Annotated in this window: 23 protein-coding genes; 6 read left to right on the top strand and 17 right to left on the bottom strand. The window is 54.6% G+C overall.

Going from position 1 to position 25,634, the window contains the following annotated elements:
• Positions 1 to 195 precede the first annotated feature (195 nt).
• Both HNR55_RS17030 and HNR55_RS17035 read right to left on the bottom strand, forming a co-directional pair.
• Positions 196 to 642, bottom strand: a complete 447-nt coding sequence (locus HNR55_RS17030; RefSeq protein WP_242005594.1) for a DUF2726 domain-containing protein — start codon at positions 640 to 642, stop codon at positions 196 to 198.
• Entirely contained in the window at positions 615 to 872 is a 258-nt protein-coding gene (locus tag HNR55_RS17035; RefSeq protein ID WP_242005593.1) for a hypothetical protein, read from the bottom strand. Before HNR55_RS17035 ends, HNR55_RS17030 begins: the two co-directional genes overlap by 28 nt.
• A 128-nt stretch (positions 873 to 1,000) precedes the next feature.
• Here HNR55_RS17035 and HNR55_RS12970 point away from each other — a divergent pair, with 128 nt between their 5' ends.
• The 4 genes from HNR55_RS12970 to HNR55_RS12985 all read left to right on the top strand — a co-directional run bounded on the left by HNR55_RS12970 (position 1,001) and on the right by HNR55_RS12985 (position 3,776).
• Positions 1,001 to 1,210, top strand: coding sequence for a hypothetical protein (locus HNR55_RS12970; protein ID WP_166116058.1), 210 nt, complete (start codon positions 1,001 to 1,003; stop codon positions 1,208 to 1,210).
• Between the two features lie 100 nt (positions 1,211 to 1,310).
• Positions 1,311 to 1,634 carry a type II toxin-antitoxin system HigB family toxin gene (locus HNR55_RS12975; protein ID WP_166116161.1) on the top strand — a complete coding sequence of 108 codons (324 nt, stop codon included), beginning with the start codon at positions 1,311 to 1,313 and terminating at the stop codon, positions 1,632 to 1,634.
• Positions 1,624 to 2,004, top strand: coding sequence for a helix-turn-helix domain-containing protein (locus tag HNR55_RS12980; protein WP_102324111.1), 381 nt, complete (start codon positions 1,624 to 1,626; stop codon positions 2,002 to 2,004). Before HNR55_RS12975 ends, HNR55_RS12980 begins: the two co-directional genes overlap by 11 nt.
• 14 nt (positions 2,005 to 2,018) lie before the next feature.
• A complete protein-coding gene (locus tag HNR55_RS12985; RefSeq protein ID WP_166116159.1) occupies positions 2,019 to 3,776 on the top strand; it encodes a recombinase family protein in 1,758 nt (585 codons plus the stop codon).
• A 386-nt stretch (positions 3,777 to 4,162) separates the two neighbouring features.
• On the opposite strand, the gene HNR55_RS12990 is transcribed toward HNR55_RS12985, so the two are convergent.
• The 4 genes from HNR55_RS12990 to HNR55_RS13005 all read right to left on the bottom strand — a co-directional run bounded on the left by HNR55_RS12990 (position 4,163) and on the right by HNR55_RS13005 (position 9,099).
• A complete protein-coding gene (locus HNR55_RS12990) occupies positions 4,163 to 5,467 on the bottom strand; it encodes a hypothetical protein (RefSeq protein WP_166116157.1) in 1,305 nt (434 codons plus the stop codon).
• Positions 5,460 to 6,464, bottom strand: coding sequence for a nucleoid-associated protein (locus HNR55_RS12995; RefSeq protein WP_166116156.1), 1,005 nt, complete (start codon positions 6,462 to 6,464; stop codon positions 5,460 to 5,462). Before HNR55_RS12995 ends, HNR55_RS12990 begins: the two co-directional genes overlap by 8 nt.
• A gap of 383 nt (positions 6,465 to 6,847) precedes the next feature.
• Complete coding sequence (locus HNR55_RS13000) at positions 6,848 to 7,633, bottom strand: hypothetical protein (RefSeq protein ID WP_166116154.1); 786 nt, start codon at positions 7,631 to 7,633, stop codon at positions 6,848 to 6,850.
• 188 nt (positions 7,634 to 7,821) lie between these two features.
• Entirely contained in the window at positions 7,822 to 9,099 is a 1,278-nt protein-coding gene (locus HNR55_RS13005) for a type II restriction endonuclease (RefSeq protein ID WP_166116152.1), read from the bottom strand.
• A 568-nt stretch (positions 9,100 to 9,667) separates the two neighbouring features.
• Between HNR55_RS13005 and HNR55_RS13010 the strand changes: the two genes are divergently transcribed.
• Both HNR55_RS13010 and HNR55_RS13015 read left to right on the top strand, forming a co-directional pair.
• Entirely contained in the window at positions 9,668 to 10,591 is a 924-nt protein-coding gene (locus HNR55_RS13010; protein ID WP_166116151.1) for a phage exclusion protein Lit family protein, read from the top strand.
• A 10-nt stretch (positions 10,592 to 10,601) separates the two neighbouring features.
• Positions 10,602 to 11,105, top strand: a complete 504-nt coding sequence (locus tag HNR55_RS13015; RefSeq protein WP_166116149.1) for a GIY-YIG nuclease family protein — start codon at positions 10,602 to 10,604, stop codon at positions 11,103 to 11,105.
• Positions 11,106 to 11,445: 340 nt separating this feature from the next.
• Here HNR55_RS13015 and HNR55_RS13020 read toward each other — a convergent pair whose 3' ends face one another.
• The 11 genes from HNR55_RS13020 to HNR55_RS13070 form a co-directional block, all read right to left on the bottom strand.
• Complete coding sequence (locus tag HNR55_RS13020; RefSeq protein WP_166116147.1) at positions 11,446 to 12,762, bottom strand: hypothetical protein; 1,317 nt, start codon at positions 12,760 to 12,762, stop codon at positions 11,446 to 11,448.
• A gap of 200 nt (positions 12,763 to 12,962) precedes the next feature.
• Positions 12,963 to 16,190: an efflux RND transporter permease subunit gene (locus HNR55_RS13025; RefSeq protein ID WP_166116145.1), complete on the bottom strand. Its 3,228-nt coding sequence runs from the start codon at positions 16,188 to 16,190 to the stop codon at positions 12,963 to 12,965.
• Between the two features lie 105 nt (positions 16,191 to 16,295).
• Positions 16,296 to 16,802, bottom strand: coding sequence for a Fur family transcriptional regulator (locus HNR55_RS13030; protein WP_166116144.1), 507 nt, complete (start codon positions 16,800 to 16,802; stop codon positions 16,296 to 16,298).
• A 45-nt stretch (positions 16,803 to 16,847) separates the two neighbouring features.
• Positions 16,848 to 17,720 carry an energy transducer TonB family protein gene (locus HNR55_RS13035; protein WP_373318180.1) on the bottom strand — a complete coding sequence of 291 codons (873 nt, stop codon included), beginning with the start codon at positions 17,718 to 17,720 and terminating at the stop codon, positions 16,848 to 16,850.
• Positions 17,717 to 18,205, bottom strand: coding sequence for a TonB system transport protein ExbD (gene exbD / locus HNR55_RS13040; RefSeq protein WP_166116142.1), 489 nt, complete (start codon positions 18,203 to 18,205; stop codon positions 17,717 to 17,719). The genes HNR55_RS13035 and exbD overlap by 4 nt, the downstream gene beginning before the upstream one ends.
• Before the next feature lie 5 nt (positions 18,206 to 18,210).
• Positions 18,211 to 18,957 carry a tonB-system energizer ExbB gene (exbB, locus tag HNR55_RS13045; protein ID WP_166116141.1) on the bottom strand — a complete coding sequence of 249 codons (747 nt, stop codon included), beginning with the start codon at positions 18,955 to 18,957 and terminating at the stop codon, positions 18,211 to 18,213.
• On the bottom strand, positions 18,954 to 19,205 hold the full coding sequence (locus HNR55_RS13050) for a hypothetical protein (protein WP_166116139.1): 252 nt from the start codon (positions 19,203 to 19,205) through the stop codon (positions 18,954 to 18,956). The genes exbB and HNR55_RS13050 overlap by 4 nt, the downstream gene beginning before the upstream one ends.
• The gene (locus tag HNR55_RS13055; protein WP_166116138.1) at positions 19,202 to 20,449 is read right to left on the bottom strand and encodes a PepSY-associated TM helix domain-containing protein; all 1,248 of its coding nucleotides are present in this window, start codon (positions 20,447 to 20,449) and stop codon (positions 19,202 to 19,204) included. Before HNR55_RS13055 ends, HNR55_RS13050 begins: the two co-directional genes overlap by 4 nt.
• 549 nt (positions 20,450 to 20,998) lie before the next feature.
• Positions 20,999 to 23,572: a TonB-dependent siderophore receptor gene (locus HNR55_RS13060; RefSeq protein ID WP_166116136.1), complete on the bottom strand. Its 2,574-nt coding sequence runs from the start codon at positions 23,570 to 23,572 to the stop codon at positions 20,999 to 21,001.
• 145 nt (positions 23,573 to 23,717) lie between these two features.
• Positions 23,718 to 24,719 (bottom strand): FecR family protein, encoded by a 1,002-nt coding sequence (locus HNR55_RS13065; protein ID WP_166116134.1) that lies wholly within the window; start codon positions 24,717 to 24,719, stop codon positions 23,718 to 23,720.
• Positions 24,720 to 24,828: 109 nt separating this feature from the next.
• A complete protein-coding gene (locus HNR55_RS13070; RefSeq protein ID WP_166116132.1) occupies positions 24,829 to 25,335 on the bottom strand; it encodes a sigma-70 family RNA polymerase sigma factor in 507 nt (168 codons plus the stop codon).
• Positions 25,336 to 25,634 lie beyond the last annotated feature (299 nt).

Here is a 25,634-nt window from a genome sequence, read left to right on the forward strand (position 1 = left end):
CCCTTTGTTCCGCGAGGAACAGCCCCCGCTGTTCCTCTGCCTCGCGGCGAGCAGCGGGGTAGCAACGGCAAGGGCGACCGATGGGGAGGGGTATCACCCGGTCTGCACGAAGCGTAGCACAGGAAGATCGGGGACACCCCATCGGGCGGCGTCAGCGCGCTGACGCGAACCTTTGCCGACGCGAGGGCGGAGCCATTAGCCTGTTCTTTTTTCTGGTTCCAGCACTCCGATTTTCTCTGAAAGTGCGGCGAAGATATCGAGCTTCCCCATCCTTTCGGGAATTTCGAGCAGCGGGATACCCGCCTTCTGCAAAGCAAGACGCTTGACCTCCATACGAGCGTCTGCATCGCCGGACAGGTCGTGGCCCGAACCATTATACTCGACCACCAATACTGGTTGCCCACGACGATTGATCAGAAGGAAATCAACGCGCTTGCCGCTGTAGGAATTGAACGCACGCTTCTGACGTGGATCATCCGGAGCATAAGGCGTTTTGATGAATCCGCCCATCGCAACCTCGAAGGCGAAACGCCAGTCGGGTTGATAGTCCTTGATCCACTCGTCGATCGCGTAGAGTACGCGCACCGCTTCCCGATTGACGGGAGGAACAGCCTTCAGGCTGCATTCACCAATGAAGCGCAACTGGTTCTGCGGATCGGACAGGCGTTCTCCTGTCGGTATTGCCGACGCCGCTCGTCTTCCTGCTGCCTATCGGCAGCCTGTTTGTTGAGCGTGGCGATCTGTCGACGAAGCGTCTCAATCTGACCCGCAGCCTGTCGTTCGGACTGCACAAGAGCCTCTTTCGCACGACGATCTCGAATATAGAATCCAAGGGCGTATCCAATCGCCAGAAGAATGATCACCTTTTCCACGACCGATAAGCCTCCCTTTTCTGCGCGATCACCGCCGATTACCGCATCGACCAGCGCATGGTCTTCTCAAATCCCCTTGTCCTGTCCTTCATCGGTTCTGTCGCCCCATGACCCGGAAGGTGGACAGGATGGCACGCAGACCCGACAGGATCAGAATCGAGGTGTTCGGTCCCGCCAGCGAGGCGGAAACGACCGAAGAGGCATTCCGCCCGTCCGATCACGCCATCCGGTCCCTCGCCCGCCTGATCGGCCGGCAGATGGCCCGCGAGCAGTTCGAGCGTGCCCGCGCTCTGGAGCGGAAACAGGCCCGGCAGAACCGATCCGGTCCCATGCGGTAGCCTCCCTCCCCGGCTGCGTGTTCCCCGGCGAAAGACCCCTCGCTGGGCAGTCGTGCATTTTTCTTGAGACCATTATGGTCCCGTGATATAAGGTCAGTCAATGAGGATCATCGCCCGCCGCACGCTGAGGGAGTTCGTCGACAGCCTGACGGGCCAGAAGGACCAGCCGGCCGTCAAGGCGGCGCTGGACGCCTGGTTCGCCGAAGTCGGCAGGGCGGCCTGGACGAGCACCGCCGATGTGAAGCGGCTCTATGCCACGGCCAGCATCGTGAGCGCCGAGCGGATCGTCTTCAACATCAAAGGCAACGCCTATCGCTTGGTCGTGGCGGTCGATTTCGAGAAAAGCATCGTCTGGATCAAATGGATCGGCACACACAAGGCCTATGACAGGATCGACGTGACGGAGGTGGAACATGACGGCTGATCTGAAACCCATCCGCAACGAGGCGGATTATGACGCGGCACTGGAGGAAGTTGGCCGGCTGTGGGGTGCGAAGAGCGGCACACCGGACGGCGACAAGCTCGACGTGCTGGCGACGCTGATCGACGCGTATGAGGCGAAACACCATCCGATCGATCCGCCCGATCCGGTCGAGGCAATCCGCTTCCGCATGGAGCAACAGGGCCTCACCCGCAAGGATCTGGAGCCGATGATCGGCCCACGCAACCGAGTGGCGGACGTACTGAACCGCAAGCGTGGTCTGTCGATCGACATGATCCGCCAGTTGCATGACGGTCTCGGCATCTCGGCCGAGGTGCTGATCCGGCCCAGCCGGATGGACAAGGTCGCCTGATAGGAAACACCGCTATGACCCACGTCGCCCTGTATGCCCGTTACTCGTCCGACAACCAGCGCGACGCCTCGATCGAGGACCAGTTCCGCATCTGCCGCGAACACGCCAGGCGCGAGAAATGGAAGGTGGTCGGTGCCTATAAGGACGCGGGCATCTCCGGCGCCAGCATGATCCTGCGTCCCGGCATCCAGACCCTGTTGCAGGATGCCCAGGCCGGACGCTTCGACATTGTGCTGGCCGAAGCGCTCGACCGCATCTCGCGCGACCAGGCCGACGTCGCCACCCTGTTCAAGCACCTGAAATTCGCTGGTGTGCCGATCGTCACCCTGTCCGAGGGGGAGATCAGCGAACTGCATGTCGGCCTCAAGGGGACGATGAACGCCCTGTTCCTCAAAGACCTCGCCGCCAAGACCCATCGCGGCCTGCGCGGTCGGGTCGAGGACGGCAAATCCGGCGGTGGGTTGTGCTACGGTTATCACGTCGTCCGCCAGTTCGACGCCAAAGGCGAAAAGATCCGGGGCGACCGCGAGATCGACGCGCATCAGGCGGAGATCGTCCGTCGTATCTTCCGTGATTTCGCCGCCGGCATCGGCCCTCGCGCCACTGCCAAGGCCCTGAACGATCAGGGTATCGCCGGCCCCGAGGGCAGGCTCTGGAGCGACACCACCATCAGGGGCCATGTGAAGCGCGGCACCGGCATCATCAACAATGAATTGTATATCGGTCGGCTGGTCTGGAACCGTCAGCGCTATGTGAAGGATCCGTCCACCGGCAAGCGCGTCTCGCGCCTGAACCCGGAATCAGAGTGGGTCATCACAGAGGTACCCGGATTGCGGATCGTCGATGACGCACTCTGGCAGGCTACCAAGGCGCGACAGAGCGTCATTGCCGAGAAATACGTCAACGTCACCGAGGCTGTTCGCGCCCACCACAAGCGGAACCGGCTGAATGGCACACGCCGGCCGAAATCCCTGCTATCGGGTCTGCTGTTCTGCGGCCTGTGTGGTGGTCCTTACACGTTGCGGGGTTCAGACCGCTTCGCCTGCTCAAGCCATGTCACCAACGGCTCCTGCACCAACAGTCGGACCATCCCTCGCCCCGATCTGGAACGCCGCGTGCTCTCCGGACTGAAGGACCGGATGATGGCGCCGGAAATCGCGGCCGAAGCCATGCGTGCCTATGCCGAGGAGACCAATCGCCTCAATCGCGAGCGCCGGTCCAATGCTGATGTCTGGCAGGTGGAACAGGTGAAGGTCGAAAAGCAGATCCGGGGCATTATCGAAGCCATCAAAGAAGGAATGTTCCACCCCAGCATGAAGACGGAGATGGACACGCTCGAAGCTCGCAAGGCCGAGCTGGCGACCCTGCTGTCCGACGTGCATGACGCTGCGCCGGACCTGCTGCCAAGTGCTTCGGCGATCTACGCCCGCAAGGTCGGACGCCTGACCGAGGCCCTCAACCGCCCCGAGGAGCGGCTGGAAGCCGCCGAGGCACTGCGGACTCTGATCGAGAAGGTCGTGCTGACACCCGGCCCGAACCGGGGCGAGATCGACGCGATGCTGTATGGGGAATTGGGCACGATCCTAAACTGGATCGAGCGTCAAGCCATTGGAAAGGCTGAAAAAAGAAACACTCCCGGAGCGATGCTCACGGGAGTGTCGGTATCAGTGGTTGCGGGGGCAGGATTGGTTCTCAAATTGCAGAAATCGCAAGTTGAGAACAAAGCGGGTTTATGTGGCTGTTTTTCAGCTCTTTTTTTTGCATGTGCATAACTCCTTCACTTATGCCATCAACGCCGCCCTCCCCGATCCGAACTTGAGACAGTTTTCTGATGTCCTTGGGGCACAGATATTTGACATCGCATGCCACGATGTGACTACACCGCAAACGGGCCTTCTTTGTCGAGACGGCGGTTCGTGGATGAAGACCAGCTTGGCCGGATTGAGATGAGGCTGACTGTCGAACCACGCCTCGCGCAGCTCCGCGGCGTCGGGCCGTATTTGCTCGCTGGCATACGTTGTTTTTTGATGATAAGGCAGCGCCAGATCATGCTCGGTGCGAAACGTCCTCCCATCCCGACTGTCATCTTGATGCTAGACCACAAATAGGAACCCTCTACAATCTAGACTTTACGGAAAATACCCCAGAACGCTGCCTATCACTTCGGAGTCTGAGAGGGTTTCTTGATTGTCGATATAGAAGATGGAGGAATTGTAGAATTTGTTTTTGGTTCTACTGACTGGAGATAAGAAACCGACTGAATTTTTGTTATGGGTTTACCCAGAACACAGTCGCGTGTCCTAACAGAAGTTAGATTGGCGTAGGCGACTGACGCAAGGACAGCTCCTCCGAAGGCGACAATGCCGATAACAGAAAGAACACATCTATGCCAGCATATCCGGCGACGCAACTCATTAAAGATACTTAGGAAGTCTTTGCTGATTGATTCGAAATCGGTTTCAAGCTTTTTACGTTGCCGTTCAATTTCCCATTTGATCGAGGATAACGTCATCCATTGGTTGATGATTGCGATTAGCAAAAGCAAAACAAATATCCATGCCCCCGCAAGCACGGCCACGTTGCTCCAAAAACTTAGATCGCAGGATGCAGTGCTCTTGAGTTGAGAGGCTACAACAAACGTAGCAATAGGTATGCCTAGAAGCTGAGTTTGTATATCGATTATTGTCTTGTGTATTTTTGTGACAAAATCGACTCTGGCCGCCTCTACATCACTTTTAATTTTCGTGTAGGAGAATTGAGAGACGTACAGGCGATAGCCTTTTGCGACTTCGTCAGTAACATCGTCAATATTTTCTACCAGATAGGAAAAACGTGCTTTTGGGCCTAATGATTTCGTCAAATTCACGACGGCACTATCGAGAAGACCTAATTTTTCGTCTCTATGAAGTTCATCGTGAAACAAGGCAAGGAGCCTATCGGCTTCGGCCATTTTAAAACGAACAAAGATGCCTTCATTGTAACGAATAGGCAGGAGAAATTTGTCTTCGTTAATAAAGACTAGCTCTTGCTTTTGTGGGTCAGAGTATGCCGCAGCCTCGGCGAATAATTTATATATCTCCAGAATCTTCCGGTAAGCCTGAATTGCAGCCGGAACCACAGCAGTGTTTTTGTCGAAGCGATTTTCAATGATGTAGTAGGCCTTCGGCTCTTCGATTAAGGCCTGCTTGACAAGTAGCAATTCTCTGACTGATCTTTTCAGATAACCAAGCGCAACCCTGGGGGCTCCTATATTGATCGTGACCACATCGTTGACCTTGGACGCAGCAGGGTCAAACGGTAATCCAATTCCGGAGTCGTCAGCCACTCGGGAATCGTCATTGATGAGGCGAAGAGTGTTCAAAATTTCAGATGAGGCAATAGTTAGCACACCTTCATCACCAGTCTTATTAAACCGGACGTTCCTATATATCTCCAAAAGTTGGGAAAACGCGATATTACTCATCGATTGTTTCGCGCTTCAGCTCCATAGCCAGTTCAACGGGAAGACCCTTGAATGTGAGAGTATTAGCATCGGCGTCGAATATGATGGAGCCATCTGTCAACGCTTGGCGATCAAATTCGACTGACCAAGATGATGTTTTACCTTTGAATTTTTTGAGGGGCACAAGGGCACGACGGTCAGGAATGAACCCGTCGTTTAATTTTCGCTCCGGACTACCTAAGACTTCACTTAATTCCGTAGGTGCACTCGGGAATAGTTCGTTGGCGAATTCTTCGAAATCTATCTCGCGCTGGCTGCTAGCCAAACGCTCACATATACCCTTTGCCTTGGTAAGAAACTCTTCCCTATCGGCGGCCGACATTTGCTTTTGGAGTGTAAATTCCTTCAACGTTTCAACAAGTTGGCTGGTATCCTGTCGAGCTTGGATGACGGTATCGCAGCCCAGAAACTCCTTAAAGTATTCTGATACGCTTCCTTTACCTTTCAAGAAACCGATATAGCGTTCTTGTTGGTCCAACCAAGCGGTCATGTTAATACGTCCGGCGAACCTAAATCCATCGACGTCCAAATGAACTACATCTTGGACGTCAAGATTCCCGGTTAAATTAGCACCGAGTTTGTCAGTAATAATAGCAACCAAAAGATATTGATGGTTGTCTCGTTCAAAGTGAGCAAAAAAGACGTGACCACCGGCAGCCGCATTTCGGGTTCTTGCACTGTTCTGAAGTGTTACCATCATCTTTGCAGTAAGATCTGCGAAACCGTCAGGTCCTGCTGCAAGATAATCCCCAAGGTAGGTTTTCGTTTCCGAGTATGTTAGCTGATCCGAGAATTTTCCATAAGACTTAGATGCTCTACGAGCATAGAGGTCATGGAGTTCGTTGATAACCCGCTGGACGGTATGTGTTACAACCAGCTTATCCTGCCCCTGAACGATCTTGAAACCTTGAGGTCCCCGCTGAAGATCGTGCACTGCGGCGTTTATAATATTATTCACGATTAGGGTTCTTTATCCATGCCAAAATTTCCAATTAAATATCTTAAATGCCTATAGTGGGCATAGCCATGTTGCCTTTCTCTGATGCCAAGTGAAAAAATTTAACACAGGTTCGGCAAGTTGTAATCACAGCCATAGATCACCGACAGGTGATCCAATTGAACACCCGCTATTTTGCGGTCGAGACCCTGAACCCAATCTTCTACTCACCTGATATTACTCTGCATTGCAAATTCCGTTTACCCCTCGAAACAGCAGACCCAGGATCGATATAACCGTTTGAATCTCTAAGCCGGAGAGAAGCATCGCTAAACTGTTTCAAAGCGCTTAATTCATACTTTCGAAACATACTCTGATTATATAGTTATGTTGATCTCCGCAGATTATTTAGTTGATCCACCAGTAATAAGGTCAGCCGATGCGGCAATTATTTGATCAGGCTGGCCATTCAAGGTTTTAATTTGACCACCTATTCGATAGCGCTCTCCAGGATGAAGTTGTACTGATGAGCTAGGCCGCATGTATATAGGCACCCAATAATGATATCCATCTGGCTGGAAGTGAAACGCGTCTCCGACAATAGCAACCTCACCAGTAAGATTACTTTGATGCGCATCTTTCACCATTATTTCTATTTCAGGTAAATTATATTGATTTTTTACAATCTTAGCAATCTGTCTCTTCTCAGAAGCTCGCCCTACGGCTCTAATCTCATGCTTTTTTTTAATTTTCTTTGCGATGGCCTCGTTCATGACAACTGTAATTTTTTCGTTCGTAACCACGCTAATCTCGGTTATCTGGTGCTTGTCTATAATTTCGGCACCAGCTTTTGCTATGGGCGTAACGTCTTTCGTAGGCGACATGAGCCAAATTATTGCGCCCGCTATAGCAGCAATCAGTCCAGTGACCTTCACGCTACCGTCGATCGGCTTATCGCTGAATTCCTTGATAGCATTCTGCGCGATCTTCGACCGAGCGATTGCCCTGAGCTTCACCACCAGGCTTCCTTCGTGAAGCCCAACGATCACCAACTCACCTCCGTGACGTCTAGCGACACTGGAGACCCGCTTCAGGAAATTCGCGAGAGCGTCCAAATCAACGCCCTGATTTCCCGCGAAATAAAGCGCGAACTCGTCTGGTTTTAACTCAATGTTTTTGATCGATGTCATTTAGCAAACCCTTAGACCCATTCGAACTCTATGAACAAAAGACAGCGTAGCGGTGCGCATATCCACACAATGAGATGTGTCAAAAGCGGATATATCCATGGTAAATACTACTTAAGATAAATATAACATTCCTGCTTTCCACACCCAGTCCGGACACACTCTCTCCCCAACCGTTCCTATCATTAACATCATACTGGCGTAAGCAGATGGGATATCGCTTGGATAGGTTTCAATCCCTGCCCAAAACGCGCGATTGCCACACGATCTTTCTCCAGCGCTCCATAAGGCAGATACCGGACTTTCAGATCGGCGATCCTACTGAAGGCCGGTCGCTTCAACTGTTCCCGCACATCGGCTTCCCGCTTGTCCGGAGCGACAAGGAATAGTCCCTCCAGAGCCTGCGCCTCTGACCCAAGAGCAAGATCGAGCATCCGCACAATGCCGGAATAGATGGTCGTTGAATGCTCGACCTCGAATGCTGCAACAATCCGGTGGCTTTCCCGGTCCAGCCACAGGACATCGATCAGACGCACGGATTCCGCTCCCTGCGTTTCCGTCGTGAAGCCCGGCAACACCGACAGGCAACCATCCCCCAATTTGCCATCCTGCCATGGACGACTGCGATCATTGGCCGCAATCCAGACATCGTAACCCAGAGAATGGCCCAGATCGCGAAGCCAGCCCTGAATCTCGGTATGAGTGTGATCCGTTTCCCGCTCCGCGGCGAGGATCCGGGTCTCTTTTGCGCTCTGCTCCCTCACCTGGTGAAGATCGGCTTCCCAGAGTTTTCGCGCTGTTTCGTCATTCTCAAGAGGCGGCGCTGTATAGCGTCCGCTTCCGAGGTCAAACAGCAGTCCTCCAACGGCGCCCAGATCATTGGACAACAGCGAGCGATAAGTCGCATTCAGTTTCAGGATGCCCTGCCGCATAGCAAGATATTCCTCCCATCGTCCCAGCTTCACCTTTGATCCGGTCAAGGCGTTATAGCCGTTCACGATCGCCGTATTGAAAGGCGGCATAATCGTGGGATGGAGGAAATACAGCAGATTGGCGACGGCTGGTCCCAACCCTTTTATCTTGCGAGCATCAATCGCATGAATGGCCGAGACCATATGCTCTTCGGTAGTGCAACACAGACAGGTATCGAGAAGCTGTCCGAATGCTTTTTGGTTGGCAGGATTTTCATAGATATCGGGAATGCGGAGCTTCGGCTTCCACAGGAACGCGTGATCCGCACCCTTGAATATCTGGCGCTGCTCAGCAATCGAATGGACGACCGTTTCCAGGGATGAGCCACGATAGGCGACCCCGAATGTGCCCTCGGCTATCTCGGTAACGACCTGCTGCAGACCACGGCGGATAGACCGGAAGTTCTTGAGGCGTTCATCCCACAGAAACCAGCTCTGATAGGTCCCTGCCGGATCGTCCCGCCAGCGAAGGATAAGGTTTCGAATAAGGTCGGTCATCAATCCAGAAGCTAAAATTACATTCGCTTCTGAGCCTGATTGTAACAGCGTCTCACGTCAATGCGGATAATCACAAGTGGTTGCGAGGTATGATACCCCTGCTTTGAACCTACCCTCCCTAAACAACTGACGTGAAAAAGTTTTCCAGAATATGCCCTCGATTTACGCATAGCAAAACCCCGTTAAGCTGTTGACTTAAGGGGGTTTCAGAAACTGCAAGTGGTTGCGGGCAGGATTGGCTCTCAGCTTACGGCAACCGCAAGTTGAGAGCAAAGCAGGATTAATGGTCTATTTTAATGCACTTTTTTTCTGCATATGCATGACCTCTAACTAAAATAAATGCCCACACCCCGGGAAAACGTAAAGTTGATGCATCCGGAGATGCTATGTCAGCTTCCGCCTTCAAAGCTATCGTTCAATGTGGGAGCAGTATTCCTAAAAGCTGCAATCTTGTGGATTAACGACACGTGACATTTGTATTCCCGAACTTTATCATTAAAAGATCAGAGTGAAGTCTATGAGATTCTGAAGAGTGTAAAATCAGATCTTCAACAACGAGTATTTATTTATGACGACAAAGCCGTCCGATCAGACGATTGTGCTAAACTTGTTACGAGGTGCCGTTCCGGAAAAGGCCGCTGAACTTTGCCGGCTATGGACCGACCAGCAACATTCCGTTGAAGTCACCTCGAGTGGGGCCAGCCTGACATTGAATGCAACCAGCAAACGGATCAAATTCGACACAAAAACGGTGGATTTTTTCTGGCTGTTGGGTTTCGCCGCTTGGCGCGCAATCGAGGTCTATGCGCCCGCGCTGGTTCTCGCCACCAGTACCGGTGTATCGATCGACACGGCACTCAAGGTCGATCACGGTCGGGGGCAGTTCGAGTTCGACTTCAACCAGCGGATCGCCGCCGCTCACAACCTTCGGTCGGCAGGTAGCACCGCCGATATCCAGTGGCCCGATGACATTCCCATGCCGACCGCCGATCGCGCCAGCCTGGACAACGCGCAAGCGATGGCGGTCTCCGACCTTGTCGGCTTAGCCTTCGCCTTCGCAATGCTCCACGAGTTGAAGCACGTCATGTTCCGTGCCGCCGGCGACGCACCAGGCGCAGGTTACGCGGAGGAGTTGGCCTGCGACGTCTGGGCACGCGAGACGATGACCAGCAACATGGAAGAATATGCCGACAACCACGGCTACACCTATACGCAGGTCGCTCAGAAGCGGGCAATGGGCATCGCCCTTGCGGCGATCATCGTACACGCGATGACGCCCACCCATGAGACATGGGGGAGTAACGACTACCCGCCCATCGCTGAGCGTATCCGCGCCATGATCGACGGCCATAACCTGTCGGAAGGCTCCCCATTCTGGACATTCACTGCCTGCCTGCTCATCGCCATCATGCGTCAGGAGGGCCGACAGATCGAGCTCGTAGCGGCATCGGACAAGGCTGTTGTCGAGGGCCTTCTCGACCTGATCGGCTGAGGTAGACGCGGTGCCCGTATATTTCATCGGAGATGAGGATAGCGGCTACTGCCGCATCAAGATCGGCGTCGCCAAGGACATTGAGAAGCGCCGCACCAATCTCCAGACTGGCAACCCCTCCGCGATCCGTCTCCTTGGATGGATCAATAGCGAGGAGACGTTCGAGCTGGAACGCCACCTCCATCATCATTTCGCGGCCACGAGAGTTCGCGGCGAGTGGTTCGCGATCGAGCCTGCGGACATCCTGCCGATCCTCATGCGCGCCACCAACGATGGATTTGTCGCGAAGAATGCCGACGTCTTTCAGATCGTGGGGTACGACCGCGATGCCGTCCCCGAATATCTCGGCGTTTGGGAATGGGGCGATCTCGAAATCGACGAGAGCTGCCCCTTCTGCGGATGCCTCTGCGGCATGGCTTTTCAGGATGCTTCGCAGATGTATCACTGCATCAACTGCGACGCACTCACCGACTTTTCGGAGCTGAGTCAGCGCGACGGCGAACCGGAAGACTGATTGATGGAGGTTTGCGTATGGGCTCGAAAGGCCGAGTTGGACGCAAAGTCGTCGCAAAGGCCGTCCGCGTGAATGTCTGGTTGCCTGATCATATCGCCCAATAGCTGACCACACGCTCCCCTCCGTCAAACTACCTGTTGATTCAACGAAAGCTGACCAAATAGAATTAGTCACCCACAAACTGACCACTGAACATAATGTGATCGTGATATGAATTTCTGATATGAAAAAAATCTAGTGAACATAATAATTTCCCTATTACTTCACGAAAAACATTAATTATCTTATAATATCTATATTATTGAACGTATATAATATTAAACATAAAGAGGGGTAGTTTTTATATTTTACACGCATCTCTAAGTTTTCCAATAAATACATTTATATCTAAATCTAAGAAATACATATACTCATAATTAAAATAATTTTCATTTAAGCTATTTGATCCGAAATTAAAAATCTCCTGCTCAGCATCGAAAAACTTAGGCAAAGTGGCATTCCCGCACATTAAACTCATAGTGTTTGTTGGAATATTTTCTTCCGATCTTTTTAGAAAATTACTTCTGCCAACACTTAAAATATAGGAAAGCGTTTTATCGGTTGGGCATCTGTGATATATGCTATCACGTATATTTAACATAGAAATATATGATTGTTTAATTATAGATGCGTAAGGGGGTAAACCTATAACGGATAGTCCCGAATCTATGAAAGAGTATATTTTACTCATATCTCCCGAGAATTTACCACACCCAATACATAGACATGCAAAAACGAAAGTCCTGTCTCTATTTTTCTTAAAACTCTCTATTCTATCGTTGGGAATGAAATGCAGTGTAGCGGGTGGAATTATTCTATCGAAGTAATTATCTGATAAATTAAGGCAAATAAATGAAATAATTGATGAAATTAAATAGGAATCCAATATATCACTTACGTTATTTTCCTTCATTACCATGTGACGAGCCACAGTATAATCAACGAGCCCACAACTAGATAACAAATAATCCAATTCTTCATGCAGCTTACGTTTTTCTATAATCTTTGCATGGGGTTGAGAAATCTTATCTATAGAAGCACACCGTGATAAAAGCTCCGCACATACAGCTGAACTTTCCAAAAGTGCACCAACAGTTAATGGTATCCTCGCTATACTTAGGTTATTTTCATCAAGTAACCTAACGAAAAAAATTGGTTTTTTATAATTCACCTTTCCATCTATACTAAACTCCACTCCACATGAATATGTTATATTAACGGCGCCATAAGTAAATTTATCTTTTTCATTCTTATAGTATTCCTTGTAATACTTTGGAAATAAAATTCTAGAATCCTCACAATCCAGCTTTATTGCCCGCCACCATTCACTTTCAATTTCTCCAAATTCTCTTTGAGATCCAACACCTTTAGTATGTAAAATTGTATAATAATAAACATCATACAATTCATACAAATATTTTTGCCCCCAAAGTGTACTTGTCGTATCAAACCAGTGTGTTAATTCATGAACTAAAACACTAAGTGGTTTGCATATTTTTTCGTAATCTCGTGCATTTAAACATTCTGCGAACTCAGTTCTATAAATTTTCTTTAAATGTATTGTCTGTGAATGAACCAAGAACTCCGCCTCAGCTTCGATTCGGTTTGGGAAAATCATCTTCTATCCACCTCCATTAACTTTCATAGAGATTTTAATTAATACACACCGTATTTTATTAAATACTCTGCAAGTGACAATCGCAATCCTACTAGCTTAATTGTGATTTATATTATTTTTATTTCGGAGAACATTGAGTGATCTTGTTTTTAATCGTAATTCTTCGATAATACAATGTCCGCTCCCACCCATTGTTGCCTTCAGACATTTCTACCATATTCCCTCCTCGCTAACCGCGCCACCAGCAGATAAAGCGCCGGGGTCGTGAACATGGTCTGGGCCTGACTGACCAGCAGGCCACCGATCAGCGCAATACCCAGCGGCACCGCGCCGAGGGCCGCGGCAAAGGTGGTCATGACGATCGGCCGCAGGCGCAGCAGGCACGCCTCGCGAATGGCATCCCGTGGCGTCATGCCCCGTTCGCGCTCGGCATGGATGGCGAAATCCACCAGCAGGATGGCGTTTTTCAGCGAGATGCCCGTCAGCAGCAGCATGGCGATGACCGCCATGCCCGAGAACGGCAGGCCGAACAGGTCCAGTGCCATCACCGCCCCGATCCCGGCCGAGGGAATGGTGGAGAGAATGGTCAGTGGATGCCACACGCTTTCATAGAGCATGCCCAGCGTGATCCACACTGCCAGAATGGCCGCAGTGATCAGGATTTCGCTGTCATGGGTGCTTTTGCCGATGTCCCCTTCATCACTCTGCAGTTCGCCGTTGATGGTCTCCGGCAGATGCAGGCTCCGCCACTCCTGATCGATGATCGTCTGCACCTGTGACAGGCTGACGCCAGAGGCCAGTTCCAGCGCCAGCGAGGCGGAACTGGCATAGCCGATATGGGTAACCGCCACCGGGTCGAGGCTGGGGGTGATGCGGGCGACCACCGACAGTGGCACCAGCGTCTCCGCCCCCGTTGCCACGGCCGATCCGGTCGAGGCATTCGCCCCGCCCGCCAGAGAATTGGCGATCTGGTTTCGAAACGCCGTGGCACTGGTCGAAGCTGTGGTACTGGCCGCAGCCGACGTGACCACCCGGATAGTATTCGACGCCGAACTACCGGAAGCAGACCCACCGGACGGGCTGACCCAGAACTGCCTCAGGATTTCCGGGTCCTGCTGAAAGCGGTTTTCCACCGTCAGCACCACGTTATACTGCCCATGTGCGGTGTAGACGACCGAGGCCGTGGTCTGGCCGAGCGCATCGGACAGGGTGTTGCCGATCACCTGTGGCGTGACGCCGACACGGGCGGCGGTATCGCGGTCAATGGCCAGCGTGATACCCTGTCCCGGCGGATCGACATCCGGGTCCACGTCCCTGAATTCGGGACGATGCCGCAGGGCTTTCGCCAGCCTGCGTGTCGCCGGTCCCAGCAGCCGGTCGTCCTCGCTGCGCAGGATGTAGCTGACCCCGCTGCTGTTCGAGCCCACCCGCATCATGATGTTGCCGGGCGCCTGGGCATGGTATTCGGCGTGAATGTCTTTCCCCATCCGGGCCACCACGCGGGCCGCCACTTCTGCCCCGGAGGCTCGTCCGGTGGACAGATCGCGCAGGGTTGCGAACACCATGCCGTGGCTGGAGCCTTCGCCGGTATCGAGATAGGCAATGACATGACTGACGGCAGGATCGTCGAGCAGCACCCTGCTGAACCGCTCCAGTCGCTCCTTGGTCTGGGCAAGAGAACTGCCACTCCCCCGCGATCCGCCCGAGACGATGCCGATATCCTGACGCGGAAATACGACCTTTGGCATACGCAGGAACAGAAAACCGGTTGCGAGCAGGGTCAGCGGCAGCAGCAATACCGTCTTGCCGGGATGAGTCAGGCAGACGTCCAACGTGCGGCGATACAGGCTGCCGCCGTGTTTCTCATGAGCGAGGAAATCGGCAGCACCGCCATGATCTCTGCTGGCTGGGGTAAGGTTCTGTTCGGCATGCTCCGGCCTTTTCCCTTCGGCAAAGCGCATGCAGAGCGCCGTCAGGCAGGGCGTGACCACGCAGGACAGAACCAGCGACACCGTGACAGTGATCCCCACTGTGCCCGCGAACTCCCGGAACAGCCGTCCCGTCAGACCGGGGGCAAAACCGATGGGCAGGAACACCGCCAGCACCGAGACGGTAATGGACAGCAGCGTGAACGCCACCTCGCTGGCCCCGGCAATGGCGGCCTCGTCGATGGAAAGCCCGCGCTCGCGCATGCGGATGATGTTCTCGATCACCACGATGGCGTCATCCACCACCAGTCCCGTCACCACCGTCAGCGCCATGAGCGAGAGATTGTCCAGCCCAAACCCCGCCAGATGCATTGGGCCGAGACTGGCGATCAGGCAGCATGGCACGATGATCGCCGCCGCAACCGAGGCGGTCCATGAGCGCAGGAACGCCCAGACCACGACCAGCGCCAGCCCGCAGGCGGCCAGCAGCGTCACCAGCGTGTGGTGCAGGGAGGACCGGATCACGGCCGAGCCATCCCGCGCCACCGCGATATCCGCCCCCGTCGGCATGAGCGTGCGCAGTTGCGGGAGGCGCGCCTTCACGGCATCGACAATGCCGACCAGATTGGCCTCCGGCTGGGCACGCACCATCAGGGTCAACGCCGGCTTTCCATCAAAGAACGCGGCGGCGTTCACATCCTGCATGCTGTCGGTGACGGTCGCGACATCGCGCAGCCGGATAGGGCGTCCGTTCTTGTAGGCAATCACCAGATCCCGATAGGCATCGGCATGGTCTGCCTGATCGTTGACGGAAAGCTGGTAGCGCTGCCCGGCCATATCGATCACGCCCTTCGGCGTGTGGGCATTGGCCGAAGCAAGTGCTGCACGCAGGTTCTCGAACCCCATGCCGTATTTGAAGAACAGCAGCGGGTTCATCTCCACCCGCACGGCGGGCGCGGAACTCCCCATGAGCGTCACATCGCCCACACCCGGCACCTGCAGCAGCATGGGCCGCAGGGTGGTGTTCACCAGATCATACAGGCGGGACATGGACTGCATGCCCGGTGTCACGGCAAGGATCAGCACCGGCGTCGCATTGGGGTTGGCGCGATGGTAGCTCGGGTCCGACCCCGGCGTGGTCGGCAGATCGCGCCGCGCTGCCCTTATCGCGGCTTCCACATCGCGCGCGGCCCCATTGAGGTCACGCCCCAGCTCAAACCCCAGCGAGATGGAGGTCTCGCCCCGCGTGGACGTGGACTGCATCTGCGTCACACCGGCGATATTGCCCAGATGGCGCTCCAGGGGTGCTGCCACCGTGCGGGCCATGACCTCAGGCGAGCCGCCAGCATTGGAGGCGGAGACAGAGATCACCGGCAGGTCGACATCGGGCAGGTCGGAAACCGGCAGATGGGGCAACGCCATCAGCCCCGACAGCACGGCGGAGAGCAGCAGCAGCGTTGTCGCCACCGGGCGATGGACAAACCAGGCGATGAATTTCAAGGAAGATGTCCCGTCCCTGCGGGAGGGCTCACTCTATAAGACGATCGATGCGGGCATTTTTTTCAAAAAAAGGGCGAAAAAATATTTCGCCCCCTATCCTGTTCATCATGGCGCGCTGGCTGACGACGTGACCGTGATGGCGGCTCCCTGCACGGCCAGTCCGTGCTCAGCCGCGACCCGGCGTAATACCCTGACCACTTCCGGGGCATTGCAGGCGATCTTCCGTCCGGTCCCGGCCTCCACAAAGGTAATCGCGAGCGCTGCCTTGCGTTCGATGGCCACACTGTAGAGCCATTGCCGGTCGGGCGTGACATCGCGGCGCAGGATACCCCGTTCCACAAACAGATTCAGATTGCGCTGGATCGACCCCTGCGAGGGTGCGTGCCCGTGCTCCAGCATTTTGCTGAGCGTTTTCCATATCTCCACCGCCGTCGCGCGTGGCCCGGCTTCCAGAATGCCATGAAACAGGATGCGCCGCAGATCGGTCATTTTGATGCCGACCTCTTCGCTGCGTTCCTCCAGGCTATGCACGGCGCTGCGGCTGGCGCCCATGCCGGGGCGGATTTCATTCAGGGATGGTGAAGAACGGCGATGTTCGGAGAAGGCGAGCATGGGTTTGATCCTGTCACGATCAGAGATAAGGAAACGGCAGAAATCTCAGTTTCCGCCAGCATGGATGTAAAACTCGACGGGCACCGTCAGGGTGATGGGATCCCCCGCGACACTGTCTGGCGGAATGGGCAGCGGCTGAGCACGTTTGGGCAGGGCGATGGCTTCCTGATCCAGCAGCGGATGGCCGGAGGAGCTGGCCAGCGTGACCGCAAGCACATGGCCTTTGCGGTCCATGGAGAAGGTCACAGTCGGCACGCCTTCCTGATGGTCGGCCATGGCGTCGGACGGATAGCGCTTGAACTTTTCAAGCTGCGCCAGCAAAGCCCCCTGCCAGGTCACCGGGTCGTGTGACGCTTTTGACGACGAGGCACCGGGAGCCGGAGCGGCCTGGGTTGGGGCGGGCGGCGCTTCCGCTGACGGAGGGGCGGTCGTGGTCTCGGCCGGGGGTGTCTTATCCGGGATGGGCTTCTTGAGGTTCGGGACCGGCTTGCTCTTCCTGACGATCTTGCGTGGTTTTTCCGGTTTGGGCACCGGGATTGGCGGATTGGGCGCAGGTGACGGCGGAGCCGTGATCTTTGGCGGCTCGACCGGGGCCGGGTCAGGGATGGACTGCGTCTGCTGAGGGCCGGGCGGAAGGTCCGTCGGCGGGGTCGGCGTGGACACCGGTTCCGGAGCCATATCGATTGCGATCGCAGCCGGTGGTGGTTCCGGCACGGCCATGACTGGCGGGGGCAGCCGCATGATCCACCAGACCGCCCCACCACTGACGGCGAGCACGGCGAGGAACGACAGGCCCCACCTTATCGTGTCCTCACGCCTGGACTGCCGCAACTGCCCGCGCTGCCAGTCGGCAAAGGACATGGAGGAGCTTTCGACAGCCTCACCCTGCCCCTGCACCATATCCGCTGTACTGCTCACGGTGTTTTTCCAGATGCTGGCGCAGCAGCGTTGCCGGACGGTACAGGCGTGGAGCCAGCTTCACTGCCTTCTTCCTGCCCCTGCAGATTGACCAGCGCGACCTTGAGATAACCAGCGGACCGCAGCTTATCCATGACACCCATCAGCGTGCCGTAATCGACCGTCTTGTCGGCCCGTAGGAAGATGCGTTCGTCCTTGTTGCCTTTGGTCGCACTTTCCAGCGCGCCGGGAAGAGCGTCGGTGCTGATGTCATCTTCCCCCAGCGCCAGGCCATGATCGGCCTTGACGGTGAGAAATACCGGATCATCGGGGCGCGGTGTCGGCTTTTCGGTCGAGGACGGCAGGTCCACCGGCACGTTCACCGTGGTCAGCGGGGCGGTAACCATGAAGATCACCAGCAGGACAAGCATCACGTCGATGAACGGCGTGACGTTGATCTCGCTCGCCTCATGCAGGTTCTCATCGGTATGACGGATGCGGATCATGCCGCTTACTCCCCCGCCACAGAACGGCTGTCACGCGATGCGCCAAGCCGCACCACCTGCCCGCTGGCCGTCAGCGCCTGCATGCGCCCCAGATCACGGGAGACAAGACGCATGACCAGTGACGTCAGATCAGCCACCTGCGCGCGGCAGGAAGCCGTCTGGCGGGCGAGATGGTTGTAGATCACTACGGCCGGGATGGCCGCGACCAGACCAAGGGCTGTCGCCAGCAGGGCCTCGGCGATACCGGGAGCGACCACTGCGAGGCTGGTCGCCTTGCTGGCCGCTATACCGGTGAACGAGGTCATGATGCCCCAGACCGTGCCGAACAGACCAATAAAAGGCGAGGTTGCGCCAATGGTGGCCAGCACGCCCGTGCCACGCATGAGCCTGCGGCCCTCGGCGGCTTCAAGGCGCTCCAGATGCAGGACGATGCGTTCCTTCAGGCCGTCGCTGTCATCGGGAATGTCCTGCGACCGCGCGCGTTCCGTCTCGGCGGCCATGACCAGAGTGTGAGCGATACCGTTCTGACGGGTGCCTTCCTCGCCGAGATCCAGCGTATTGGCCTGCTCCAGCGTCTGTTCGGCTTTTGTCAGCTTCATCCGCACGCGCAGCAGCTCGAGCGATTTGGCAATGAAGATCGTCCAGGTCAGCAGCGACGCCACGGCCAGAAGGATCATCACACAGCGGACCACCGGCCCTGCGTTGAGGAACATCTCCCACGGGGAAAAGGAAATAGGAGCAAGATCGGTCATGAGAGACCTCCTTTGGAAGACGGTCTGCGCCACGCCCGGATCAGGCAGGTGACCGTAACGATAAGGGGAATGGAAAGAGCAGCCCAGGACAGGGCCAGCCAGATACCGTGTTGCCCCAGCAGGGCGGACAGCAGGCCGAAGGTGGTCAGCAGACCCAATGCGATCGGCCACGGCCAGACAGCAACCGGAACACGCGACGGAGATGCTGCAAAGTATGATTGGGACGTTTCGGGTCGCAAGGCGTTCATCGCGCGCCCTCCCCGGTCAGGGCAGAAACAGGCGCACCTTCCGCATCATCCAGATCATACCCCAGAGCCCGTAGCCGGGCGTCAGTGGCGATCTTCCGTTTGCCAGCCCACAGCACCAGACCGCTGACCAGCACACCAATCACAACAACATCGAGCAACGCCCAGAGGATTTTCAAAGGCATGCCACCGTAATCACCAAAATGCAGCGGGCGGGAAATTTCAAGGAAGCGCAGATACCAGGGCATGGGATAGGCTCCGGTCAGCTCGCCCGTGCGGGCATCGACCAGCACCGGGGTGAACAGCCGCGCCCGCAACGGGGTCGCGCCTCGTGTCCAGAGCACATAATGCACCGGGCTGCCGAAGGACGCGCCGGGAAAAGACAGGCCGGTCACCTCGTTGCCGGGGGCTACTTTGGCCGCCGTATCGAACGCGGCCTGCACGGAAGACAGATGGTCCTGCGACGGCACCGGCAGGTTGGCGTAAGGGCGTAAAATCTGCCGCACGTCGGTCACACGCCACAGGCCGAACAGCGGCGTCTGGAGTTCGTTGACCAGTCCGGTAAAGCCCACCACCGTTGCCCAGATCAGTGTGGCAGCCCCCAGCAGGTTGTGCAGATCCAGCCATGTCAGGCGCGAAGCCCGATCCCGCCGGACCGAGCCGAACGGCAGGCGCTTCATGAACCGGCCATACAGCACCGTGCCGGAAATCAGGGATGCAACGAAGACACCACCCATCGCGCCAAGAAACAGCCGACCAGTTAATCCTGCAAACAGGCTGGTGTGAAGCCGATTGCAAATGCCCATGATGATACCCGTCCAGGTGCGCGGCTCTTTAGGCGCATCCGCCGGACGAGACTGTTCCAGCACCTTGGCCGTGCGGGCATCGAACTTGATCCAGTGGCCGGAATTGCGATCCGGATAATTCTCGTCGTCCTTCAGCGCCTGCCAGCTTGGCGCCATCGAGATCAGAACAGCCGGCTCATCATCATCTGGTGAAACATTGGTGATGATCTGGCCGGGGTACAGCGCCCGCGCCTTCTCCACGATGACGTCCAGACTGGCATTTGGCGTGCCGGGCGGGAGAACTTCATACGGTGGATCATCGTCACCGACGAACGTGTCCCATATCTGCTCGGAGAACAGCAGCGGCAGCCCGGTCACGCACACCACCAACAGGAACAGCGTGCAGACCAGGCTTGTCCATTTATGGACCACAAACCAGCGGCGAAGGGTACGGGTCGTCATGAAAACCGCACTCTCACAAATGCGTGTAAGAGTAAGTCGCAACAACAGAATACGCGCAAAACCTCATCCCTCGCCCTTCGTTCCCGGTCTTTTCAGCCACATCACGCTCATCCGTGCGATTATGGCCGCAGGATGCTCCGTGCCGGACTTTTAACCGAAAACATTCATCTCATTATGTAAGACGATCTAAGAGATCGCATTTTCATTTTTTTTGGAGACTTGGTGCCTTATCCAAAATGCATCTGCATCTTGAAAGCACACAAAACATCCATTCCCAGAGACGCTGCATGAATACTGTATAAAGCTTTATAAAACTGTCCGCTCTGCAAGCCGAATTTTGCAGGGACACCTCTCGCATCTTGCACACTTGCGGGTCACGATTTTGACATGGGTCGCCCCACGGTTGTTGCCGTGGGCAGTCCACGCATCTTGCATGGGTCCGCCCTTCGAGACTTGCAGCATGCCTGCCCCACGAGTTTGGCATAGAAACGAGGGGCAAGGTGCTGAAATTAATAGGGAAAAGATGCCGTAGTTCGGGGTGGGGAAATTTCACCAATTGTAAGTCAGGTTTCCATACACCCGCCGTCCCTGACCAATATAGCAATCATAATTGGAGCACCGTGTTACGTAATATTTGTTCGTCAAGTTAGATATTGCTAACTGTGCTTTCAGTCCTTTGAGAGATGGTATTGATGCGCCAAAATCATAATGAGCGCCGATATCAAACAGGAAATATGCGGGCGTTTTGAACGATTCTACGTTATCGGTGTATCTAAATCCCACATAGCGCATTCCTCCATTCACACCAAAACCTTTTAGGCTGTTTCCCGGGAGCGAATAGTCCAGAAATACTGAAAACATATTGCGTGGCACATAGGGAACGAACATTCCTTCTTGAGAAATGGCGTTACCATAAGTTGAGCCTGTATAAGGATTATACCGCTTTGCTGTTTTGTTTGTCTTTGCATACCGGATATCCACGTAACTATAAGAGGCTATCATTCTCAGATCTTTCGTAAGGTTCGCATTCGCTGAGACTTCAAAACCTTGAGACTTAACTCGTCCCGCATCAAGGCTGTAATTAGTGTGGACGGGGTCCTGCTCTAGATAATGGTCTTCATCGATATGAAAAGCTGAAGCTGTCAACAGAATATCCTTGTTAGGAACTTTATATTTTAGTCCAACTTCCAGTTGCTTCCCAGCCAACGGTGCAAATGGCTGTCCTTGATAGTTTGTTGAAGTCTGAGGAACGAAGGATGTTGAATAACTAAAATAAGGAGTTAATCCAAAAGCAAAATTATAAAGAATACCCGCCCTCCAGGTAAAAGCGCTCGCTGGTTGTGGTGCCGTATTTCCTGGGGTCTCTGTTGTAATATTTTGTCCATTGGTATTGTTGTAGGTGTGGCTCAAAGCGTGCCCATTATAATTTATCCAATCTTGCCTACCCCCCAACAGGATTGATAAGCGCTTCCACTTGATCTGATCTTGAAAATATATACCCTCTTGAAAATAATCATACCGCGATGTGCCGAATGATCCTTTACAGCCGGCTGAAACAGAGGTGCTAAAACAAGGGGTATAGCTTGCCCCCGGGTTGTACATATTTACAATAAAATCCCCCCCCGTCGTTTTGTCTCTCTGGTAATACCAATTATAATGATAAGATCTAAAATCAGAGCCAACAACCCATGTATGTTGTAACGGTCCTGTCTGAAATTTTCCGTATACTCTGGTATCAAGAGCGGTAGTTTTGAAAGTCTCTTTAGCCCATTCTGGCGCCTGATATACCTCTTCGGAATTTACAGAGCCATCGTAGTATGAATCTTTATCATTCATGCTACTTTGCTCGTATCTAAATGTTTGGCTGAAATTTATATACTTATTAAACTTATGCTGAAACTGGTATTCAAACATTGCGGTTGTATCTGCTTGCGTATTCCAGTTAGTGGCACCAAGAAAATTTCTTCGCGGAATTCGACGATATCCGTCCGTAATTAATGACCCTTTCAAAGGATAGTCATTAGACTGACTGATGCCTGTCCCTGGCGTATACATATACATCCCGAGAAGGGTCAGAGACGTTTTATGATCGATGTCCCATGTTATAGACGGCAGTACACCAACCCGATGATAATCGACATGGTCCGTTTGTGTCCCTTGTGTTACGCCAATCGCAGCGATACGATACCGCACATTTCCAGACTTGGTCAGTTTATCGCTAAAATCAACAGTAGACTGATATCGTCCCCAATTACCAAAACCGACAGAAACTTGATGCAGCGGCGTCTCAGTCGGTTTTTTGAGGCTCATGGCAAGCATGCCACCCGGTGTCGTCTGGCCGTACATAACTGACGCGGGCCCATTGATGGCCTCAATACGCTCCAAGAAAGCTGTTTCGCCTGCACTTTGCGAGTTGCTTAAAAGACCATCGACAAACTGGTTTGTAGAGAAGCCTCTTTGATAAAACGATATACTATCCGCTGCTGCATTACCGTTATTGAAAGTGCCAGAAGCGCCAGCATAAAGGCCCGCAGTGTATTTCAGCGCGTCCATGACTGTTTGTGCGCCTTGGTCGAGCATCTGCTGTTTAGTTACAACATAAATCGAACTCGGGATTTCGGTTAATGGCGTATCTGTTTTGGTCGCAGACATTGTTCTATCCGCGACATACCCAACTCCGGGCCCGGTCGGATCCTGTTGTGATACTTGTCCACCAACCCGGACCGGACCAAGGGTGATATTGGCAGCAGCCGGAACAAGCGTCACTGTATGTCCGCCCGACAAGCGATATGCAAAACCTGTTCCAGCCAGCAAACGGGACAACGCATCGGCGGGTGTCAGACTGCCATTTACGCCGGGGCTGGTCGCATTACGGATCACATCAGCCCGCACGGAAACCTGCCAGCCACTCTGAGCCCCGAAGGATGCCAAAGCGTCGCCCAGTTTCTGGGCCGGAATGTTGAATTTTTGCGCCGAAGCCTGCGCAGGTGCGGCTATAGTTTGCACGTTCGCGGCGTGCGCCACATGCCCGTCCAGACCTGCCAGCGTGGTCGTCATCAGTGCGGCTGCCAGCCAGCATGGGCGCCCTTTAGCCGCCTGCCCCGACGCAATACCTGTTTTCATGTTCGTATCGTCTCCAGTCCGCGTCATATCCAAATTCTGAATCTGGCTTGTTGCAATTCAGACGCAACAGCAGCTTTCTGATGGAGAGACGAAACCGGGTATCCGGATCTTCAAAAAAAGTTTTCGAATTTTTGAGATCAGACGATCAGCGCGCGGACAGAACAACAATCCAGGGCGAGATCCGATACATCGTGGCACCCTGCGCGTGCGCGACGGCCGCGAGCGCCTCAAGCGGGTCAGATAGATTGTAGACCCCGGTCAACGGCTGGTGCGCAAGGTCGCCACGCAGGACAATGACACCATGGAACCAAGGCCGGATAGCCTCCACGGCGTCGCCTACCGTCCGGTCCCGCACCATAGCCCGTGCGCTCGTCCACAGAGCAACTTCTTCCGGCTCTATGTGCCGACGGGCGACGTCGAAAACACGATCACCATGCGTTTGAACGCGTATTTCATCTCCGGCACGGAGCACTTCACGCACCCCATGCGGCGATCCGCTGGTTTCAACCTGGACCGCTCCCTCGCGGACAGCGACAGTTGTGTCCGCAGCGTTACGACGAACGTCAAAGGCCGTTCCTACATCCGTGGTTTGAACTGCCCCTGTCGTCACAACAAAGGGTCGCTTCGCATCATGGGTCACCTGAAAAAAGGCTTCGCCACGCAGGAGACGAACATCACGGCGTCCGGCAGTGAAGTGGGTCGCAATGGCGCTTGATGGCGCGAGCCGGATCGTGCTGCCATCAGCAAGCGTGACTTCGCGCTGCTGGGCAACGCCCGTTATCTGATCGGCCTGCAAACGTAGCAGGAGTTCCGGACTGAAAACGCCAGCCGCCACGCAGGCCGCAGCCAGACCCACCGCCATAACAGCCAGTCGCCGCCGTTTCGTGGCCCGGTTCGCCGGGAACGGCACCACCTTAGCCGCTTCCACAGGCACTGTGTCCGGTGACAGCGCGATGCCAAGCTGGTCGAACATGCTATTGACGCTGATCCAGTCCCGTTCATGAGCCGGGTCTTCGGTCAGCCATGCCTGGAACCGACGCTGCAGAAGCACGTCATCCGGCGCTTCGTTCAGTGCCAGCAGCCATTCGGTTGCCTTGCGCGGTGAGGGAATTGCCCTGTCCGCCTGATCATCCTGTTCCGTAGCCATGCTCTCAGTATCCGGCGATGCTGCGGAACGCTACGGATGATGCGCTTCGCTCCCGGCCATAAAGACGAACTGGATGATGCGTATTTTCAAAAAATAAATGCATATGAACTTATTCAATGCCGCCAAGGCGCTTACGACAGTGCTCAAGCCCATCCAGGACAAGGGCATGGGCGAGCCCGACAGAAATGCCAAGCTGTTCCGCGACTTCCTTATATGTGTGGTTGCCCAGTCGATAAAGTTCGATCGCGCGACGGGTGCGTTCGGGCAGTTCTGCAAGGGCGTCCTGAAGACGACGGATATTATCCCGGGCCACCAATTCGGCCTCGGGGGACGCCCTGTCTTCCGCAATCTGGTTAATCCGGTCAGTGTCACCGGCGTCATGGCGCCGACGTTCCAGATCGGCCTTGCGACGCCCATCAATAGCCAGGTTACGCACGACGCGATACAGATAGCTCAGCGGGTTTTCCCGTGGCGCGACAGCAGCAGCGCACCGTACCCAGGCTTCCTGCACCACGTCTTCCGCGTTCACGCGATCACCGGTGATGGTGCTCGCGTAATTCAGCAGGGCATTACGGTGGGCGGCGTATAAGGCCAGAAACTTTCTGTCACGCGGCACTGCCTCGGGGCTCCTTCCCCGCTTCGGTCCATCTCCTTCCCTGATATCTGGCGGGCATGAAGATGTATTTAAGAACGGTTCTCATTTCCCCATACGGGAAGGACAGGATTTCCGCAACTGACTTTGTGAATGGGTCAGCTTCGCTGTCCGTCCTGCCTGTTTTTCTGAATATTTTTTGCCGGGAATCGTCCTATCTCTATCGAGCATGAAATTTCGATTTCGCCTCACAGGGAAACACCATGAGACTGCTTTGGATGGGAACCATAACGGACCACGAACCCCCGGCCGAATGTGTATTG

The sequence above is a fragment of the Acetobacter lovaniensis genome (assembly GCF_014207635.1).
GTDB lineage: Bacteria > Pseudomonadota > Alphaproteobacteria > Acetobacterales > Acetobacteraceae > Acetobacter > Acetobacter lovaniensis.

Excerpts from the sequence above, each read along its gene's own strand:
- HNR55_RS12970 (WP_166116058.1), top strand. The coding sequence starts at position 1,001 with ATGGCACGCAGACCCGACAGGATCAGAATCGAGGTGTTCGGTCCCGCC.
- HNR55_RS12975 (WP_166116161.1), top strand. The coding sequence starts at position 1,311 with ATGAGGATCATCGCCCGCCGCACGCTGAGGGAGTTCGTCGACAGCCTG.
- HNR55_RS12980 (WP_102324111.1), top strand. The coding sequence starts at position 1,624 with ATGACGGCTGATCTGAAACCCATCCGCAACGAGGCGGATTATGACGCG.
- HNR55_RS12985 (WP_166116159.1), top strand. The coding sequence starts at position 2,019 with ATGACCCACGTCGCCCTGTATGCCCGTTACTCGTCCGACAACCAGCGC.
- HNR55_RS12990 (WP_166116157.1), bottom strand. The coding sequence starts at position 5,467 with ATGAGTAATATCGCGTTTTCCCAACTTTTGGAGATATATAGGAACGTC.
- HNR55_RS13000 (WP_166116154.1), bottom strand. The coding sequence starts at position 7,633 with ATGACATCGATCAAAAACATTGAGTTAAAACCAGACGAGTTCGCGCTT.
- HNR55_RS13005 (WP_166116152.1), bottom strand. The coding sequence starts at position 9,099 with ATGACCGACCTTATTCGAAACCTTATCCTTCGCTGGCGGGACGATCCG.
- HNR55_RS13010 (WP_166116151.1), top strand. The coding sequence starts at position 9,668 with ATGACGACAAAGCCGTCCGATCAGACGATTGTGCTAAACTTGTTACGA.
- HNR55_RS13020 (WP_166116147.1), bottom strand. The coding sequence starts at position 12,762 with ATGATTTTCCCAAACCGAATCGAAGCTGAGGCGGAGTTCTTGGTTCAT.
- HNR55_RS13030 (WP_166116144.1), bottom strand. The coding sequence starts at position 16,802 with ATGCTCGCCTTCTCCGAACATCGCCGTTCTTCACCATCCCTGAATGAA.
- exbD (WP_166116142.1), bottom strand. The coding sequence starts at position 18,205 with ATGATCCGCATCCGTCATACCGATGAGAACCTGCATGAGGCGAGCGAG.
- exbB (WP_166116141.1), bottom strand. The coding sequence starts at position 18,957 with ATGACCGATCTTGCTCCTATTTCCTTTTCCCCGTGGGAGATGTTCCTC.
- HNR55_RS13050 (WP_166116139.1), bottom strand. The coding sequence starts at position 19,205 with ATGAACGCCTTGCGACCCGAAACGTCCCAATCATACTTTGCAGCATCT.
- HNR55_RS13055 (WP_166116138.1), bottom strand. The coding sequence starts at position 20,449 with ATGACGACCCGTACCCTTCGCCGCTGGTTTGTGGTCCATAAATGGACA.
- HNR55_RS13060 (WP_166116136.1), bottom strand. The coding sequence starts at position 23,572 with ATGAAAACAGGTATTGCGTCGGGGCAGGCGGCTAAAGGGCGCCCATGC.
- HNR55_RS13065 (WP_166116134.1), bottom strand. The coding sequence starts at position 24,719 with ATGGCTACGGAACAGGATGATCAGGCGGACAGGGCAATTCCCTCACCG.